This is a genomic window from Thiocystis violacea, assembly GCF_016583575.1.
GTDB classification, from domain to species: domain Bacteria; phylum Pseudomonadota; class Gammaproteobacteria; order Chromatiales; family Chromatiaceae; genus Thiocystis; species Thiocystis violacea.
Window position 1 is genome coordinate 245720 of record NZ_NRRG01000001.1, and the last position, 12026, is coordinate 257745.

12 protein-coding genes are annotated in these 12026 nt (G+C 65.6%); 8 read left to right on the plus strand and 4 right to left on the minus strand.

What is annotated here, in order from left to right; genetic code table 11:
* Window positions 1-22 precede the first annotated feature (22 nt).
* The 6 genes from CKO27_RS01110 (at window position 23) to CKO27_RS01135 (ending at window position 4886) form a co-directional block, all read left to right on the plus strand.
* The gene (locus tag CKO27_RS01110; RefSeq protein ID WP_200372917.1) at window positions 23-898 is read left to right on the plus strand and encodes an NAD(P)-dependent oxidoreductase; all 876 of its coding nucleotides are present in this window, start codon (window positions 23-25) and stop codon (window positions 896-898) included.
* Entirely contained in the window at window positions 895-1602 is a 708-nt protein-coding gene (locus CKO27_RS01115; protein WP_200372918.1) for a hypothetical protein, read from the plus strand. Before CKO27_RS01110 ends, CKO27_RS01115 begins: the two co-directional genes overlap by 4 nt.
* A gap of 149 nt (window positions 1603-1751) precedes the next feature.
* Entirely contained in the window at window positions 1752-2087 is a 336-nt protein-coding gene (locus tag CKO27_RS01120) for a FeoA family protein (protein ID WP_200372920.1), read from the plus strand.
* Window positions 2084-2320, plus strand: a complete 237-nt coding sequence (locus CKO27_RS01125; protein WP_200372922.1) for a FeoA family protein — start codon at window positions 2084-2086, stop codon at window positions 2318-2320. The genes CKO27_RS01120 and CKO27_RS01125 overlap by 4 nt, the downstream gene beginning before the upstream one ends.
* Window positions 2317-4662 carry a Fe(2+) transporter permease subunit FeoB gene (feoB, locus tag CKO27_RS01130; protein WP_200372924.1) on the plus strand — a complete coding sequence of 782 codons (2346 nt, stop codon included), beginning with the start codon at window positions 2317-2319 and terminating at the stop codon, window positions 4660-4662. Before CKO27_RS01125 ends, feoB begins: the two co-directional genes overlap by 4 nt.
* 2 nt (window positions 4663-4664) lie before the next feature.
* The gene (locus CKO27_RS01135) at window positions 4665-4886 is read left to right on the plus strand and encodes a FeoC-like transcriptional regulator (RefSeq protein ID WP_200372926.1); all 222 of its coding nucleotides are present in this window, start codon (window positions 4665-4667) and stop codon (window positions 4884-4886) included.
* Window positions 4887-4966: 80 nt separating this feature from the next.
* Here CKO27_RS01135 and CKO27_RS01140 read toward each other — a convergent pair whose 3' ends face one another.
* The 3 genes from CKO27_RS01140 to CKO27_RS01150 all read right to left on the minus strand — a co-directional run bounded on the left by CKO27_RS01140 (window position 4967) and on the right by CKO27_RS01150 (window position 6518).
* Complete coding sequence (locus CKO27_RS01140) at window positions 4967-5488, minus strand: very short patch repair endonuclease (RefSeq protein WP_200372928.1); 522 nt, start codon at window positions 5486-5488, stop codon at window positions 4967-4969.
* Complete coding sequence (locus tag CKO27_RS01145; protein WP_200372930.1) at window positions 5485-5982, minus strand: hypothetical protein; 498 nt, start codon at window positions 5980-5982, stop codon at window positions 5485-5487. Before CKO27_RS01145 ends, CKO27_RS01140 begins: the two co-directional genes overlap by 4 nt.
* 119 nt (window positions 5983-6101) lie before the next feature.
* The gene (locus CKO27_RS01150; RefSeq protein ID WP_200372932.1) at window positions 6102-6518 is read right to left on the minus strand and encodes a helix-turn-helix domain-containing protein; all 417 of its coding nucleotides are present in this window, start codon (window positions 6516-6518) and stop codon (window positions 6102-6104) included.
* A gap of 210 nt (window positions 6519-6728) precedes the next feature.
* Between CKO27_RS01150 and gltS the strand changes: the two genes are divergently transcribed.
* Both gltS and CKO27_RS01160 read left to right on the plus strand, forming a co-directional pair.
* Window positions 6729-7937 carry a sodium/glutamate symporter gene (gene gltS, locus CKO27_RS01155; RefSeq protein WP_200372934.1) on the plus strand — a complete coding sequence of 403 codons (1209 nt, stop codon included), beginning with the start codon at window positions 6729-6731 and terminating at the stop codon, window positions 7935-7937.
* 2 nt (window positions 7938-7939) lie between these two features.
* Window positions 7940-9439, plus strand: coding sequence for a TAXI family TRAP transporter solute-binding subunit (locus CKO27_RS01160; RefSeq protein WP_200372936.1), 1500 nt, complete (start codon window positions 7940-7942; stop codon window positions 9437-9439).
* Between the two features lie 597 nt (window positions 9440-10036).
* On the opposite strand, the gene CKO27_RS01165 is transcribed toward CKO27_RS01160, so the two are convergent.
* Window positions 10037-11623, minus strand: coding sequence for an arylsulfatase (locus tag CKO27_RS01165; RefSeq protein ID WP_200372938.1), 1587 nt, complete (start codon window positions 11621-11623; stop codon window positions 10037-10039).
* Between the last annotated feature and the right edge of the window lie 403 nt (window positions 11624-12026).

Below are 12026 nucleotides of genomic sequence, written 5' to 3' on the forward strand. Positions count from 1 at the left end.
GACACAACCCGGAGTCGATGCGATGAAAACCGCTGTGCTGGGAATGGGCTTGCTGGGCGCGGAGATCGCGCTACGGCTGAAACGGCAGGGGCACGAGGTCACCTGCTGGAATCGCGGGGCGGAACGGGCCGAGGCCGCGCGCGGGCGTGGGCTGCGGATCGCGCCGACGGCGGCCGAGGCGATCGCGGCGGCGGATCTGACGCTGCTGCTGCTGAGCGATGCCCGCGCGATCCTGGATACCCTCTTCGAGAACGGCGACGCGGACGCCCTGGCGGGCCGGGTTCTGGTCCAGATGGGCACCATCGCGCCGCGCGAGAGCCGGGGCATCGGCGCACACGTGGCCGCGCAGGGCGGCGAGTATCTGGAGGCCCCGGTCCTCGGCAGTCTCCCGGAGGCGCGCGAGGGAACCCTGATTCTCATGGCCGGCGGCGACCCGGATCTCTTCGGGCGCTGTCTGCCGGTTTTCAGGGATCTGAGCCGCGACCCGCGACGCATCGGCGAAATCGGTCAGGGCGCGGCGCTGAAGCTGGCGATGAACCAGTTGATCGCCGGCCTGACCGCGACCTTCTCGCTGAGTCTCGGCCTGGTGCGCCACGAGGAGATCGACGTCGATCAGTTCATGTCCCTGTTGCGCTCCAGCGCCCTCCATGCCAAGACCTTCGACAAGAAGCTCGACAAGTATCTGAGCCACGACTACGGCGCGGCCAATTTCCCGCTCAAACACCTGCGGAAGGATGTTCGGCTGTTCCGTCGCGCCGCGGAGGAGGCGGGGCTCGATACCCGTCTGATCGAGGCGATCGACGCCTGCTGTCTCCAGGCCGAATCGATGGGGCTGGGCGACCAGGACTACTCCGCGCTCTACGAGGCCATGGATTCCAATCGGAGCGAGGCGACATGAACCCGACCCAGCCGACCGAACTACCGTTCACGCACAAGCCGGGGCGCCGAGAGCGTCACATCAAGCGCCGGCACGCCAATCCACTGTTCGGATGGCCACCCGAATCGATCGCGCCCGAGACGCTGCTGGCGGCCCAGAAGGCGGATCACGAGGACATGGAGAGCTTTCAGCAGAGCTTCATCGCCCTGGTGCAACGGGCGATCGATCTGCCTCCCGATGCGGGAAGCGAGAGGGTGCTGGCCCTCAAGGAGGCGCTGGAACGCCATTACGAGGACAGCTTCGGTCTGCCCGAGGATCACGGTAAGGAGCGTGTCGCAATCCGCCGACTGATCGAGCTGACCATGACGGCGGTGAAACGCGCCGCGGGCGAGGATCCTCTCGCGCTACAGGAACTCGCCGACGAGGAGGCCGCGCGGGCGATCCATTTCAGGCTGCTGGAACAGCCGCTCGTCGTGGATCTGCTCCATCCCGAGTCCCCCATCCGGCCCGCCGAGCTGACACCGACGCTCCTCGGCGCCTCGCTCGTGGAGGTCGAGGCGGCGCTGGAGATTTTCGACAGGGATCAGATCGCCCGGATCCTCGAAGAGGGGATTCGACTCACCGATGAACTGGCCGCGCGCGCGATCGACATGACCCAGGCGCGACAGCGCCTCGCCCTGATTCTCGCCCAGTCCGAGTCCGAGCGCGACGCCCGCCGTCATTGAGACAGTGATCCCGGAGGTCTAGCGAAGCCGCTTCGCCGACCCGGTCGGCTCGCGACCAACCTCTTTTTGAGAATAGTTTGCATTAACATGAGCGCGCTCCTAAAATAGGATTTATTCTTGTTAATAGTCCTGTTGCATGGTGCCTACCCATGAATCATTCCATTTCGCTCAACGCCCACCCGCATGATTTATTAGATGTTTTCCAGGGATCGCCACTGAGCGATTCCACGGAAGGCTTGGTCGGCTCCAACTCGGGGACATTTCCGCTCACCATGGCCGGAGAAGGGGAACCGGTGCGTATCCATAGCCTTCGAGGCGGCAAGGGTCTGGTCATGCGCCTGACCGAGCTGGGCCTGAATCAGGGCGCGGAGGTTCGGATCGTCCAGCGACAGGGCGGCGGACTGCTGGTCGCGCGCGGGGAGACGCGCATCGCGCTCGGCGGCGGCATGGCGGCGAAGATTCTCGTCGGGAGGATCACTCGATGAGCACCACGCTGAAGGAGTTCGTCGTCGGGGATCGTGGTCGCGTCCTCGGCTTTCTGTCCGGGGGTGGCGCCTATCGGCGCAAGCTGCTGTCCATGGGGTTGACGCCGGGAGCGACGCTGGAGGTGGTGCGCGTCGCCCCGCTCGGCGATCCGGTCGAGATCCGGGTGCGCGGGACCTCGGTCAGCCTGCGGCGCGGCGAGGTGGCGGTGCTGGAAATGGAGCGCGACGCATGAGCAAGACCTACTCCATCGGCGTAGTCGGCAACCCCAACTGCGGCAAGACGACCCTCTTCAACAGCCTCACCGGCGCCCGGCAACGGGTCGGCAACTGGCCGGGTGTCACGGTCGAGCGCAAGACCGGACGGTATCGCTTCGGCGAGGCGGATTTCACCCTAGTGGATCTGCCCGGGACCTACTCGCTGGACGTCTCGGACGCCTCGGTCTCGCTCGATGAGCGGATCGCGCGCGATTTCGTGCATGCGCGCGAGGCCGATCTCATCCTGAACATCCTGGACGCCTCGAGTCTGGAGCGGAATCTCTATCTCACGACCCAGCTCATCGAGATGGGCCGCCCGCTGGTGCTGGCCCTCAATATGATGGACGTGGCGGAGGAACGGGGACTGGCGATCGACGTCCGCGCCCTGTCCAGACGATTGGGCTGTCCCGTGGTCCCGATCATCGCGGCGAATGGAACGGGCCTCACGACACTCCGCCAGACCTTGCTGGAGGCCGCCGAGCGGGCGGGTGGACGGGGCGTCGCCGAGCCGGCCACGATTCCCTTCGGCCCCAAGCTGGAGACGGCGATCGCCGCGCTCGTGCCTCGTCTGACAGCGATCGCCGAGGCCCAGGGCGATCCGCCGCGCTGGCTCGCCGCGCGCCTGATCGAGGGCGACGATCTGGCCCGCGCGCTGGTCGGGGACGCCGTGACCTCCGACGAGGTCCGGTCGCTGCTGGGCGAGGAGGCCGATGACGCGGATATCCTCTTCGCCGATGCCCGCTATGGCTTCGCCCATGCCCTGACCCAGGAGGCGGTCACGCCATCAGGCCAGGCGTCGCGCGGTCTCTCGGATCGAATCGATCGGGTGATGCTCAACCGCATGCTCGGCATCCCAATCTTCCTGGTCGTGATGTATCTGATGTTCATGTTCACCATCAACATCGGCGGCGCCTTCATCGACTTCTTCGATATCGTCGCCGGGACCATCTTCGTGGATGGCGCGGCCGAGTGGCTGGCCTCGATCGGTACCCCCGAGTGGCTGATCATCGGTTTGGCCAACGGCATCGGCGGCGGCATCCAGGTGGTCGCGACCTTCATCCCCATCATCGCCTTTCTCTATCTCTTCATGTCGGCCCTGGAGGACTCGGGCTACATGGCGCGGGCCGCCTTCGTCATGGATCGCGCGATGCGCGCCGTGGGGCTGCCCGGCAAGTCGTTCGTCCCGCTGCTGGTCGGCTTCGGCTGCAACGTGCCGGCGATCATGGCCACCCGAACACTAGAGAACCGCCGCGATCGCATCCTCACGGTCATGATGGCGCCCTTCATGTCGTGCGGTGCGCGACTGCCCGTTTATGCCCTGTTCGCGGCGGCCTTCTTCACGTCCGGCGGTCAGAACATCGTCTTCGCGCTCTATCTGATCGGCATCGCCGCGGCCATGCTCACCGGCTTCATTCTCAAGTGCACCCTGCTCGAAGGTCAGGTCATGCCCTTCGTGATGGAATTGCCGCCCTATCATCTGCCGACGCTCAAGGGCGTACTCATCCGGACCTGGGATCGCACCAAGGGATTCGTGCTGCGGGCCGGCTCCGTCATCGTCCCCATGGTGCTGGTCATCAACGTGCTGAACAGCACCGGAACGGACGGAAGCTTCGGCAACGAGGACAGCGACCGCTCGGTGCTGGCCGAGATCGGGCGGAGCATCGCCCCGGCCTTCGGCCCCATGGGTCTGGATGCCGAGAACTGGCCGGCGACGGTCGGTATCTTCACCGGCATCCTCGCCAAAGAGGCGGTGGTCGGCACCCTGGATGCCACCTATTCGGCGCTGGGAGCCTCCGACCGGGGCACGGACAGCGAGGCCGAGGAAACACCCTACAGCCTGAGCGCCGGGCTGACGGAGGCCGTGGCGACCATCCCGGTCAATCTGTCGGACGCCCTGGGTGGCTGGGCCGACCCGCTCGGACTCGACATCGGGGATCTCAGCGATCCAACCGCCGCCGCCGAGGCTCAGGCCGTGACCACGGACACCTTCGGCGCCATGGCCGCCCGGTTCGACGGCGCCGCCGGGGCCTTCGCCTATCTGCTCTTCATCCTCATGTACGCGCCCTGCGTCGCGGCCATCGCCGCCATCCATCGCGAGACCTCTGCGGGTTGGACGATCTTCGCGGTGTTCTGGACCACCGGGCTCGGCTACCTGTCCGCGACCCTCTTCTACCAGGCCGCCATTTTCCAGCGCGATCCCGCGACCTCGAGCGCCTGGATCGGCGGCATGCTGGCGCTCCTGATCGCCGTGGTGATCGCCATGCGCTGGTGGTCGCGGCGCGATCCCGCCTCCGGCAACCTGGCGCGGGAGGCGGTCTGACCATGATCGTCTCAGAGCTTTCAGCCTATCTCCGTGACCATCGCCGCGCGGCCCTGCTGGATCTATCCAACCGCTTCGACTCCGATCCGGAGGCCCTGAGGGGCATGCTCGGCACCCTGGAACGCAAGGGGAAGGTGCGCCGACTGCCGGCCAACACACCCTGCGGTGGCGGATGTTGCAAATGCGATCCGGCCACCATCGAGATCTACGAATGGGTCGACTGAAGGACCGGGGATCGATACAGGGTGGATACCTGTATCGAAGGATGATGATCGATGGCCGAGCGCGCCGCGCGCCTGGGCACTCATGAAGGGGATTCCAAACGCAATCCGGCCACTCCGCTTCGCCATCCTTCAATCACGGCTTCGCGCATCTCCGGATGGTTCAGGAACCGCTCGCAGGCGTCGATCACCGCCACCGGATCCTGTCTGCCCTTTCCCCGCAGCGCGCATTCCCAGACGATCAGGACACGCCAGCCGGCCAGACTCAGGGCGCTCAGCGCGCGGCTGTCACGCGCGCGATTCTCCCGGAGCTTGTTCTCCCAGAACTCGCGGCGGGTGGCCGGAGTGGCGGACAGATGACAGCCGTGCGCGTGCCAGAAACAGCCATGAATCAGGATCAGCGCCCGGCGTCCGGGAAAGACGATGTCGGGCCGGCCGGGCCGTTTTCGATCATGGAGACGGTAGCGGTAGCCTCGGGCAAAGAGGGCGCGACGAATCAGGATCTCCGGTTTCGTATCGCGCGAACGGATGCGTGACATGCAGAGCGAACGCTGCTCCGGCGTCAGCACATCGCCGGAGTTCGTCGATTCCCCGCCCTCGCTCATCCCTGCCCGAGCGCGGAGGCGGCGACCAGAATCCGATTGATCCGCGCCAGTTCGCGTCGACGGCGTTCCGTGGGCTTGGCGTCCTGAAAATCCGGTCCGAGCAGACAGAACAGCAGGGCCTTGAAAATCGGCACATCGTCCCGTGAGGGCGACAGCCCGGCCAGAAGGCTGTCCCGATACTCCCGGTTCAACAGCAGACGACCGTTCTCCCGATCCACACGGAACACCTCCTGGCGATCGAAGGTCTCCCAGCGCAGGTCGATCCGCTGGGTTGCGCTGGGGGATTCCGATTCGGGCGCGAACTGGCTCGCCACGGAATCCGGAAGTCCAGTGCCGGGGATCGGTGTCCGGCGCCTGAGCGCCTTCGCCTCCCTGGACCGATAGACCCGTTGCGCGGCCTGACGATACGCATCGAAGGAAACGCCGTCACAATCCGACGCATCAAAAACAGCTTCGACGAACCCCGGCGGCACGATGACCGATGACTTCTGCACATTGAGACTAAAACTGTCATCGCGGGATCTCGCCAACCCCGGCGAGGCGCATACGGAACGTCCGCGGATAGTCTTCAAGCGGATAGTCTTCAAGGGGTGCGCCCGCGTAACCGAAGGGGTCAAGCGCAGGCACGGCGGCGCGGATCTGATGCTCCGGCTCTCCCGGCTCCTGCTGATCGATCCGGAGACTCAGGATGCCGTGCTGGATGAAGCCACCCCGCGGCTTCGAGGTCGCGCACCTTTCGACGCACGGTCTCACGCGGGATGCCACTGCAGTCGGCGATGGACTGAAGGTTAATGGGGTCGGGATCGGGCGCCTGCTCGTTCCTCGCCAAGACCATGAACTCGTCGTATGAAAGCCCATCGATGTGGCGAGGCGGCAGGGTCCGCGAGCCAATGATGGCCAGCACCAGCATGCGATCCAAGTCGCCCCCGAACTGCCTCCGCAGCACGATCAGGAGTGCGCTGAACGCCTCGACATGCACCGGCCAGAGGCGGCCGAAGTGGCGGGCCAGGTCTTCGTATTCGAACGTCATGACCGAATCGGCTCAGGGTGGCGAAGGCCTCGGGTCGGCGCGCTGGGTGGTCAGCCGATTGGGGCGATCAGGTGAGCGCCTATTTTGGGCGGTCGGCGCATTGCGGACAAGGGCCGGGAACCCGAAAATTACCGGTCCGCTGCCGGTCGCTACGGCAACCTGGCGTCCTATCTGCTGGTCGCTGCGACCACTCCAACTGGAGCCCGTGCTATGCCGGTGGAGATCCCACTCGCGCTGACGACCGTTGCCGCCATCCTGGTTCTGCTCACCGGCCGGGCGTTGATCTCCCGGGTGAGCCTGTTGCAGACCTACAGCTTCCCCGAGCCGGTGGTTGGCGGACTGGCGGTGGCCGTCTTGCTGACCTTGGCGCGCGTCGGCGGCGACCTGGAGCTGCAATTCGACACCCGCGCCCAGACGCCCCTACTGCTCGTCTTCTTCTCCACCATCGGACTCGGCGCGGACCTGCGCACCCTGGCCCGGGGTGGACGCAAACTCCTGATCCTGTTCGCGGCCGTCATCCTGGCGCTGCTGCTGCAGAACGCGCTGGGCATCGCGGCGGCCCACGCGCTGGACCTGCACCCGTTGATGGGCATCCTGGGTGGCTCGGCGACCCTATCCGGCGGTCACGGTACCGGGGCGGCCTATGGCAAGCTCTTCGGGGAGGTCAATAATCTCCAGGGGGCGGTGGAGGTGGCCATGGCCTGCGCCACCTTCGGCCTGGTGCTGGGCGGTATGCTGGGCGGACCGGTCGCGCAGTGGTTGATCCGCCGCCACCGATTGCAGCCGAGCGCCGGGGCGGCCGGCGACCTGGGGCCGGGCTCACTCGCCACCGATGAACGCCGCCCCTTAAGCCCCGGATCGCTGCTGGAATCGGTGCTGCTGTTGATGGCCTGTCTGGGCCTGGGCACCCTGCTCGCCGAGCACGTGACCCTCCCGGGCCTCACCCTGCCGACCTTCGTGTGGTGCCTGTTGACCGGTATCCTGCTGCGCAATGCACTGGGGGTGGGCGACCGCTACCAGGTGGACGGACCGACGGTGGAGCTGATCGGCACCGTCTGCCTGTCGCTGTTTCTGGCCATGGCCCTGATGACGCTGCGTCTATGGGAGTTAGTGAGCCTGGCCTTGCCCATCCTGGTGATCCTGAGCCTCCAGGCCCTGCTGGTCGTGACCCTGGCGATCAACCTGACCTTCCGCATCATGGGCGGGGACTATGACGCGGCGGTCATCGCCGCCGGTCAGTGCGGCTTTCAGCTCGGCGCCACGCCCACAGCGATTGCCAACATGCAGGCCATCACCAGCCGCTACGGTCCCTCGCCACTCGCCTTCCTGCTGGTGCCGGTGATCGGCGCCTTCCTGATCGATCTGACCAATGCCCTGGTGATCCAGGGCTACCTCGCCCTGCCCTGGTTCGGGTTCTGACCATGCACCTGCCATTGTTCAAGATCCCCGGCGATTGGCTCGCCGTCGTACTGGCCGCGCTGCTGCTCAGCGCCTGTCAGGAGGCCCCCGATGTGCACCAGGTCACGCGCACCGTCGAGGCGCGCTTGAGCCAGGCTTTCGGCCCCGAGACCTTCGCCCTGACCAGTCTGCGTCGCCTGGGTCGCGGTCCCTTGAGTGCGGACGGCCAGGGCCGGCCGCAACGCATCGTCTACTACAACGCCGTGCTCACCTTCGCGCGTGACCTGGATTTTTCTTCCTGGAGCAACCTCAACGCCGCCGCCTTCGCGACCCTCCTGGGGGCGACCGAGAAGGGGGTGAGCGGGTTGCACCAGGCGGGCAACCGGCGTGGGGATCGGGTCTATGTCCACGGCAGCGTGAGCTTCGCGCGCAACGGGGACGCCTGGACGCCGATCGCCACCGTCCTGCCCGAGGTCGGTACCCCCTCGGCCCCCTTGAGCCCGGCGACCAGCGCCCAATCCCAGCGACTCTTCGCGCGCCTGATGCAACTCTACGAGCGCCAGAGCGCCGACCCCAACCGCCAGCGTCAGATCATCGCCGAGGAGTTGGGGAACGCCTACACGACCATCACCGAGCGTCTGGACCGGCTGGACCGCGTCCTGACCTTGGCCGGCGGTCCCCCGGGCGGGGAGTACCAGGGGGTGGCGGACCTGCTCGTCCAGACACTGACCGCGCGGGGGCGCACCGCGGACGCGCGCATCACCGCCGGGAGCGTGCAGAACCTGCAACTGCTGCGTGGCGGGCACGTCGACCTAGCGCTGGTGCAGAACAACCTGGCCGCCACGGCGCTGCCGGGCGCTGGCGCGACCGATGACCGGCTGGTGGCCCTGGCGAGTCTGTTCCCGGAGCCGGTGCAGGTGCTGGTCGCGCGCGGCTCGGCGCTCACGAACCTGCGTGACCTGGCCGGTAAACGGGTGGAGATCGGCCAACCCGACTCGGGCAGCCGGGTCAATTCCGTCCTGTTGCTCCAGGCCGCCGGGGTGGAGCTGCAAGCCCTCGGCGCGGTCCACGAGGACGGCCTGGAGCAGGGACTCGTCGACCTGGCCGCCGGGCGGATCGACGCGGTCATCGCCACCATCAGCGCCCCGGCCCGCCTGATCGCGCAAGCGGCCGCGCGGGGCGAGGTCCAGTTGCTGTCGGTCTCGCCGGACGTGCAGGCGGCGCTGACCCATCAAGGTGCGGGACTGATCCCCCTGGAACTGCCCCCCGCCACCTATCCAGGCCAACTGCAACCGGTGCGCACCCTGGCCGTGACCGCCCTGCTGGTCGCCGCGCCCGACCTGCCGGGGGCGGACGTGGAGCAGGTGCTCGGCGCGCTCTTCGGCGGGAGCGACTTCCTGGGGGCCGGGTCCATGGCCGGTTCGCAGATCAGTCGCCAGAGCGCCGCCACCGGGCTGACCCTGCCACTACACCCGGCCGCCACCGCATTCTTTGCGCACGCCCCCCCGCTGCCGACCCGCTGAGCGGGCGAATCCGCTGGTCTGCGCGCCTGCGAAGGCGTGCCGCACCCGGTTGCATGGGGCTGCCAACACCGCTCGCCTCGCACGGGTGCTAAGCCGCCGCCCCATCCTCCTCGGACCGCGATCACCGGGCGATCAACGCGTTCGGGAACGCTGCGCGCGGACGCGCCGCTCCTCCAAGCGGCGGTGCTGGGAGCGGGTGCTGGCACTGTAGGGATTTGAGGCGCAATGGAACAGAAAACCTAGGTAAGCGGGGTAGACCCAACACCGACACTGGTGGCGAATTGTCCGACCGGGTTAGCCCACTCCTGATTGCAGAGCGGCGAACCTGGAACGGCGGGTTAGAGCCGTTGGTGTTCCGGTCAGCCATCCCCCAATGCGAATCAGGGGTTTTTGGCCCAAACCGCCGAAAGTATGCACTAGCTGGAAACAAACGCGACGCTCTATTCGCGGCGAGAGAATACGAACCGGACACCGTTGCCTCATGGGTTGACGGCCGATGTTGTAGGCGTACCTCTCGAATGGGAAGCGGACACCGTTGTGTTAAAAAAAACAGGGAGCGCCGCCGGTGTGGACGGCGCTCCTGACTCTGCGGCCGACCTATTCGCCGGACGTGGTCATACTCTTGATCTGCTTCTCGAGCGAATCGAGGCTCCAGTCGCCCGGGGTCTGGCTCGGCGGATACTCCTTCAGGGTCAGGAGGAACTTGCTGGCCACGGCCTGCAGCGGCACGAGCACGAACGCCCGGTCGATCATCCAATCGTGGTAGGTGTTGGAGTTATGCTGGGATTTCTCAAAGGGATCGCGACGCAGGTTGAACAGTAGCGGCAGGCGCAGGTGCACGAGGGGCTCGCGCCACACTTGCAGCTGTTCAGCGCGGTTCTCCAGGTAGATCGCTTTCCAGTCGCCCACGCGGATGGCCATCACGGCGCCGTCGTCGCCCACATAAATGAATTCATTGCGGGGATCGTCGGTGGACTTGCCGCTGAGGTAATCGAGCAGGTTGTAGCCGTCGATGTGGTTCCGGTAGGTGCGGCCGTTGAGTTCCACGCCATTGAGCAGCTTCTCCTTGATGTCAGGCGCGCCGGCGGCAGCGGCGAAGGTCGGCAGCCAGTCCTCGTGCGAGACGATGCCGTTGAGGGTCACACCGTCGGGGAAGTGACCAGGCCACTTGATGAAGGCCGGAACGCGGAAGGCGCCTTCCCAATTCGAATTCTTCTCGCTACGGAAGGGCGTGGTGCCGGCATCGGGCCAGGTGTTGTAGTGCGGGCCGTTGTCGGTCGAATACTGAACGATAGTGTCGTTTGTGAGGCCAAGGTCGTCGATCAGCTTCAGGAGTTCGCCGACGTGCATATCGTGCTCGACCATGCCGTCACCGTATTCGTCCTGACCCGAGATGCCGGTGTGCTCGGGCTTCACGTGCGTGCGGAAATGCATGCGGGTGCCGTTCCACCAGCAGAAGAAGGGCTTCCCGGCTTTGGCCTGGCGGGTGATGAATTCCTTGGCGGCGGCCATGGACTCGTCGTCGATGGTCTCCATGCGCTTCTTGGTGAGCGGCCCGAGGTTCTCGATCGTCTGGCCACCCTTGCCGTCGGCCTTGGCCTTGATCACGCCACGGGGACCGAACGTTTCGAGGAATGTCTTACCGCTAGGCAGCTTCATGTCCCGCGGGTAGTCGCGGTTTTCGGGCTCTTCCTCGGCATTGAGGTGATAGAGGCTGCCGAGGAACTCGTCGAAACCGTGCATCGTGGGCAGGTGTTCGTCACGATCGCCCTGGTGGTTCTTGCCGAACTGACCGGTCGCATAGCCCTGGCTCTTGAGGACGGTGGCCATCGTCACGTCGGTCTTCTGCCAGCCTTCCGCGGCGCCAGGCATGCCGACCTTGGTCATGCCGGAGCGGACCGGTACGGAGCCGCTGATGAAGGCGGCGCGACCGGCGGTGCAACTCTGCTGCGCATAATAGTCGGTGAAGGCAACGCCTTCGCGGGCGATGCGGTCAATGTTCGGCGTCTTGTAGCCCATCATGCCACGGTTGTTGTGGCTGATGTTCCAGGTACCGATGTCGTCACCCCAGATGACGAGGATGTTGGGTTTCGTCGATTGGGCATGAGCCATGCCACTGAAGGCCAGCAGCACGGCGCCCAAAACGAGAGTGTTCCGAGCCAGAACTCTTAGGTGTTTTTTCATCTAGCTTCATCTCCTCACGTTGATGAATGATGACCAGCTAACAAGCTCTGGTCATGACGATGATCCTTCGTGGACTGCCTGGTAGGACCGGGGGAACCGCTATTCAGGAAATAGTTGGCCGGATCATTTCGGGAAAATCGTCTTCCAATCGTCCTTCATATCCACAACCGTCCAGCCCTTCACCTTTGCTTCGTCGAGGCCCCTATCAAGCTTTCCGACGCGGGACTTGCGGTCATAGGCCCATTCGCGCTTGGCGTCGGTGTGGTGGACCTCAGTACAGTGCATTTCACATTAAGATATTGATTATAATGACATCGCCATGAGATTCTGCCCCCAATGTCCTGATGTCTGAAATCCGTACCGTCAAACGGCTCCGAACCCTGCTCGCCACTCACCTGGACTG

Coding starts and splice junctions, on each gene's coding strand:
- CKO27_RS01160 (WP_200372936.1), top strand. CDS start 7,940: ATGCACCTGCCATTGTTCAAGATCCCCGGCGATTGGCTCGCCGTCGTA.
- CKO27_RS01125 (WP_200372922.1), top strand. CDS start 2,084: ATGAGCACCACGCTGAAGGAGTTCGTCGTCGGGGATCGTGGTCGCGTC.
- CKO27_RS01135 (WP_200372926.1), top strand. CDS start 4,665: ATGATCGTCTCAGAGCTTTCAGCCTATCTCCGTGACCATCGCCGCGCG.
- feoB (WP_200372924.1), top strand. CDS start 2,317: ATGAGCAAGACCTACTCCATCGGCGTAGTCGGCAACCCCAACTGCGGC.
- CKO27_RS01110 (WP_200372917.1), top strand. CDS start 23: ATGAAAACCGCTGTGCTGGGAATGGGCTTGCTGGGCGCGGAGATCGCG.
- gltS (WP_200372934.1), top strand. CDS start 6,729: ATGCCGGTGGAGATCCCACTCGCGCTGACGACCGTTGCCGCCATCCTG.
- CKO27_RS01150 (WP_200372932.1), bottom strand. CDS start 6,518: ATGACGTTCGAATACGAAGACCTGGCCCGCCACTTCGGCCGCCTCTGG.
- CKO27_RS01140 (WP_200372928.1), bottom strand. CDS start 5,488: ATGAGCGAGGGCGGGGAATCGACGAACTCCGGCGATGTGCTGACGCCG.
- CKO27_RS01115 (WP_200372918.1), top strand. CDS start 895: ATGAACCCGACCCAGCCGACCGAACTACCGTTCACGCACAAGCCGGGG.
- CKO27_RS01165 (WP_200372938.1), bottom strand. CDS start 11,623: ATGAAAAAACACCTAAGAGTTCTGGCTCGGAACACTCTCGTTTTGGGC.
- CKO27_RS01120 (WP_200372920.1), top strand. CDS start 1,752: ATGAATCATTCCATTTCGCTCAACGCCCACCCGCATGATTTATTAGAT.